The organism is Catonella sp. (genome assembly GCF_052169795.1).
In the GTDB taxonomy this organism is placed as follows: Bacteria; Bacillota; Clostridia; order Lachnospirales; family Lachnospiraceae; genus Catonella.
The window spans coordinates 1-4,485 of record NZ_JBQNBU010000131.1 but is presented as its reverse complement, the minus strand read 5'-3'; the positions used below and the strand labels follow the sequence as shown (position 1 = coordinate 4,485).

The window sequence follows — 4,485 nt, the reverse complement described above, 5'->3', positions numbered from 1 at the left end:
AAAAAGAAAATGATGATGACCATCTAAAAAGGGTACGCTACAACGGAGCTATCCTTACTACAAATATAACTGACCCCGGCACCAAGTTTGAAGATATACCCGATGTTTGCATTATATTCATATCTAAGTTTGACATATTTAAAGGTGGACTTCCGGTCTACCATGTAGACAAGGTAGTGCGTGAAACCGGTGAAATTATTGACGATGGACTTACCGAGATATATATAACTACAGTTAAAAAAGATGGTTCTAAAGTTTCAAAACTTATGGAGCTGTTTATAAAAGATGATGCTTATAATATGGAGGATTTCCCTGTTACAAGCGAGATTAAGACCAGGTTTAAAATAAGCGAAGGAGGCAGAAAAGAAATGAATGAAATGTTAGAAAAGATTATCAAAGAAGAAAAAGAAAAGAGTGAAAGACGAGGCGAGAAACGGGGCGAGAAACGGGGTGCTGAAAACGAGAAAATCAGAATAGCTAAGGACATGAAGAAAAAAAGTCTGCCTTTTAGCCTTATTGCAGAGATTACCGGAATGTCTGAGAAGAAGATTATGGCTCTGTAACATATTTAATGCTGCAACAATTATTATCCACAAAATTGATATTTTGTAACTTAATACTTTTTAACTGATGTCTCCCCAATAAGTTAGACTTTATAGCGAAGTAGCATTTTACTGCTTCGCTATTTCTATGCCATGCAGTTAAACCTGTGGTACCTTAAGCCAATCCGATTTATACGATATACTGCCTTTTATCAAACAGCCGGGAACTTCCCTTAGTTAAGGTAGGTAAAAACTATATACAACCTATCTTCTTAGAAAAGAGGATATAAAAACATATAGAAGATGAAATTTATTTCTAAATATGGCAATGTAAGAGTGTAGTATGTTATAATATTTCCAGTCACAACAGGTATCTTTACATTGTGCTTTAATTTACGAGAATTATATGAATAATATAATAAATGTCTTCAAAAAATATAACCATAAGGCAATGAATTTAATTATAGTTTGTAGTCTTAAAAGTTTGGGGTTAAAATATGGTAGCCTTATAATTTGAAATATACAATAAGGAGTGTTTATGCAAGTTACTGTAAATGATATATTAAATGCTACAAATGGCAAACTTCTAAACGGAAGTGCCGATACCGTAATAAACGGTTTTTTTACCAATTCAAGAGAAATTGACAGTCTGCCTTTTAAGAATGCACTTTTTGTGCCTATTATAGGCGAAAGAGTGGATGCCCACACCTTCATTCCTCAGGTGGTTGAGAAGGGTGCTAAGGCTTTCTTTATAAAAAAAGGATATGAACTGCCTTCTAATATAGGAGATACGGCAGCCATCGAAGTAGAGGATACAGAAGCAGCCCTGCTTGACACAGGACTTTGGTATCGTCAAAAATTTAACATTCCCTTTATAGGAATTACAGGAAGTGTCGGCAAGACCACTACCAAAGAAATGGTTGCTGCTGCCCTCTCCTCAATAAATATCCACAAAACCAAAGGAAATGCCAACTCTACTATAGGGCTTCCTTTGACGCTATTTGGACTTGAAGATGAAAATGAAGTAGCAATCATAGAAATGGGAATAAGTGAATTTCATGAAATGGAGAAACTCGCAGAAGCAGGCAGACCAAACCACGCAATCTTCACCAATGTCGGCTCTGCCCATATCGGAAATCTTGGTTCTAAAGAAAATATTCTTAAAGAAAAGCTGCATATAACAGACTATTTTACTGAGGACAGCGTGCTTTTTATAAATGCAGATGACGAACTGCTTAGAAAAATTGCCACAGAAAATAGCGAATTCAGACCTGAGAATGTAAAACACATAGTCACCTTTGGAATAAATGAAAAGGCTGATTTTTATGCTTCCTCTATTACAATCTCTGACAGCGGTACTGATTTTGTTGCAAACTACAAGTCTGAAAGCGGAGAAGCTGTATCAGAACAAATTCACCTTAAAACTCTTGGACTTCATAATGTAAGAAATGCTCTTGCTGCCATAGCTGTAGCCCTTAAACTTGGCATATCTCCTGCTGTTTCAAAGAAAGGACTGGCTGAATATGAACCTCTTGCAGGCCGTGGCAACATCATCAAATCTAACGGACTTACCATAATAGATGATACCTACAACGCAAGCCCCGATTCAATGAAGGCATCAGTGCAGATTGTCGGAGAAATGCGTGGAGGTACAGAACCTATTAACAGAAGGGTTGTAGTGTTTGCAGATGTACTTGAACTTGGTGAATACGCTGAAACTGAGCATTATAAGGTTGGAGAATATATTCAGCTTTACAATAAAGAAAACGCAGAAAATAAAATAGATTATCTAATAACAGTCGGCAAAGACAGTGAGAAAATCGGGCTTGGTGTAAATTCAGAAAATCTTGAAACCAATCCTGTCACCAAACATTTTTCTACAAATGTAGAGGCATCTAATTACCTTAAATCTTCATTAAAAAAGGGTGATGCCATCGTAGTTAAGGGTTCAAGGGGTATGCATACTGAGGAAATTGTTAATGCACTGTTAAATTTTTGTTAATTGCAATTGCTTTTGTTTTAACAAAGGGGTATACTTATTTTATATTAATTATTTAGTTTTTTAGGAGGGTTTTATGAGGATTATTGTTACTAAGGATTATGAAGAAATGAGCAGAAAAGCTGCAAATATTATAGCAGCACAAGTTGTGATGAAGCCTAATTCCGTACTCGGTCTTGCTACAGGTTCATCACCTATTGGGGCATATAAGCTGCTTGTAGAGGGCTATAAAAAAGGTGATTTAGATTTTTCTGAGATTACTTCCATCAACCTTGATGAATATGTGGGGCTTCCAGCATACCACAATCAGAGCTATGCTTATTTTATGAACGAAAATCTTTTTAGCCATGTTAATATAAAGCAGGAAAATGTCTTCCTTCCAAATGGCATGGAAGCTGACGAAACTAAAGAGTGCGCAAGATATGACGAAATTATAAGAACCCTCGGTCCTATTGACTTACAGCTCTTAGGACTTGGCGAAAATGGCCATATCGGCTTCAATGAGCCAGATTCTTTCTTTGCGGACGGCACACATAAAGTAGAACTCACAGAAAGTACTATAAATGCTAATTCAAGGCTTTTCAATTCCATAGATGAAGTTCCTAGGTATGCTTATTCTATGGGCGTAGGAAGCATCTTCAGAGCTAAGCACATTCTTTTGATAGCTTCTGGCCAGAAGAAGGCAGAAGCGCTCCGCAATACCGTATTAGGGCTTATTACTCCTGAAGTGCCTGCTTCTGCCCTTAAACTTCATGACAATGTAACCATAGTAGCAGATGAAGCTGCTCTTTCACTCATTTCTGCTTTAATAAATAAGGATGAATAATATGATAGTTAAAAATGGATTAGTATATAACGAAAATGGCGACTTTGAAAAGAGAGATATTTATGTAGATGGTGAACTTATCACCGATAAAGCTCCTGCTGACAGTGAAGTTGTAGATGCAGAGGGTCTTTATGTAATTCCCGGACTTGTAGATGTACATACCCATGGTGCAGTCGGACATGACTTCTGTGATGCCGACCTTGACGGACTTTATAAGATAGCTGAGTTTGAAAAAAGTCAGGGTGTGACAGCATTTTGTCCTACTTCTATGACCCTTTCTGAGGAATTGCTTACAGGAATATTTGCTACAATCAATGATTACAAGCCTGAGAAGAAACATGCGAGGGTTCTTGGTATCAATATGGAGGGTCCTTTTATTTCTCCTAAAAAAATGGGTGCTCAGAATCCTAAATATATAATGAATTCAGATGTAGAAGTATTTAGAAGGCTGAATAAAGTAAGTGGTGGTAATATCCGTCTTGTAACCCTTGCACCTGAAACCGAAGGAGCTAATCTTTTTATTAAAGAGCTTGCAAATGATGTATCTATCTCCATTGGACATTCAGATGCTAACTTTGATCAGGCTGATGAGGCTTTTAAGAACGGTGCAAACCATGTAACCCATCTTTTCAATGCTATGCCTGCTTTTAACCACAGAGATCCGGGTATAGTCGGTGCAGCCTTTGAAAATACAGGCGTTATGGCTGAACTTATCTGTGATAAGGTACATATCCATCCTTGTATGATAAGAAGCACCTTCTGTCTCTTTGGAGAAGACCGTATCATTCTTATAAGTGATTCTATGGAAGCTACCGGAATGGAAGACGGAACTTATTCTCTTGGCGGACAGAAAGTTAACAAAATAGGCAACAAGGCAACTCTTGAGAACGGTACTATAGCAGGCTCCTGTACCGACCTTTTTACCTGCTTTAAGAATGTAGTTGAAATGGGAATACCTCTTAAGTCAGCCGTTAAAATGGCTTCAACCAACCCTGCAAAGAGCATAGGTCTTGGAGATAAAGCAGGCGTAATTAAGCCGGGTGCTTATGCAGACTTATTACTGCTTGATAAAGAATTAAATATAGTTAGAATACTGTAAATTTTATATATCCAAATTA

3 protein-coding genes and 1 pseudogene are annotated in these 4,485 nt (G+C 37.3%); all 4 read left to right on the top strand.

Translation table 11 applies throughout. The features are described from left to right. Positions 1–563, top strand: a pseudogene (locus tag ACTTKP_RS11380) (hypothetical protein); the annotation flags it as partial. 517 nt (positions 564–1,080) lie between these two features. After that, the gene (locus ACTTKP_RS11375) at positions 1,081–2,544 is read left to right on the top strand and encodes a UDP-N-acetylmuramoyl-tripeptide--D-alanyl-D-alanine ligase (RefSeq protein ID WP_442554018.1); all 1,464 of its coding nucleotides are present in this window, start codon (positions 1,081–1,083) and stop codon (positions 2,542–2,544) included. Positions 2,545–2,617: 73 nt separating this feature from the next. Then, positions 2,618–3,367 (top strand): glucosamine-6-phosphate deaminase, encoded by a 750-nt coding sequence (nagB, locus tag ACTTKP_RS11370; RefSeq protein ID WP_442554017.1) that lies wholly within the window; start codon positions 2,618–2,620, stop codon positions 3,365–3,367. 1 nt (position 3,368) lies between these two features. Then, positions 3,369–4,466, top strand: a complete 1,098-nt coding sequence (gene nagA / locus ACTTKP_RS11365) for an N-acetylglucosamine-6-phosphate deacetylase (RefSeq protein WP_442554016.1) — start codon at positions 3,369–3,371, stop codon at positions 4,464–4,466. The last annotated feature ends 19 nt before the right edge of the window (positions 4,467–4,485 follow it).

Excerpts from the sequence above, each read along its gene's own strand:
- nagB (WP_442554017.1), top strand. The coding sequence starts at position 2,618 with ATGAGGATTATTGTTACTAAGGATTATGAAGAAATGAGCAGAAAAGCT.
- nagA (WP_442554016.1), top strand. The coding sequence starts at position 3,369 with ATGATAGTTAAAAATGGATTAGTATATAACGAAAATGGCGACTTTGAA.
- ACTTKP_RS11375 (WP_442554018.1), top strand. The coding sequence starts at position 1,081 with ATGCAAGTTACTGTAAATGATATATTAAATGCTACAAATGGCAAACTT.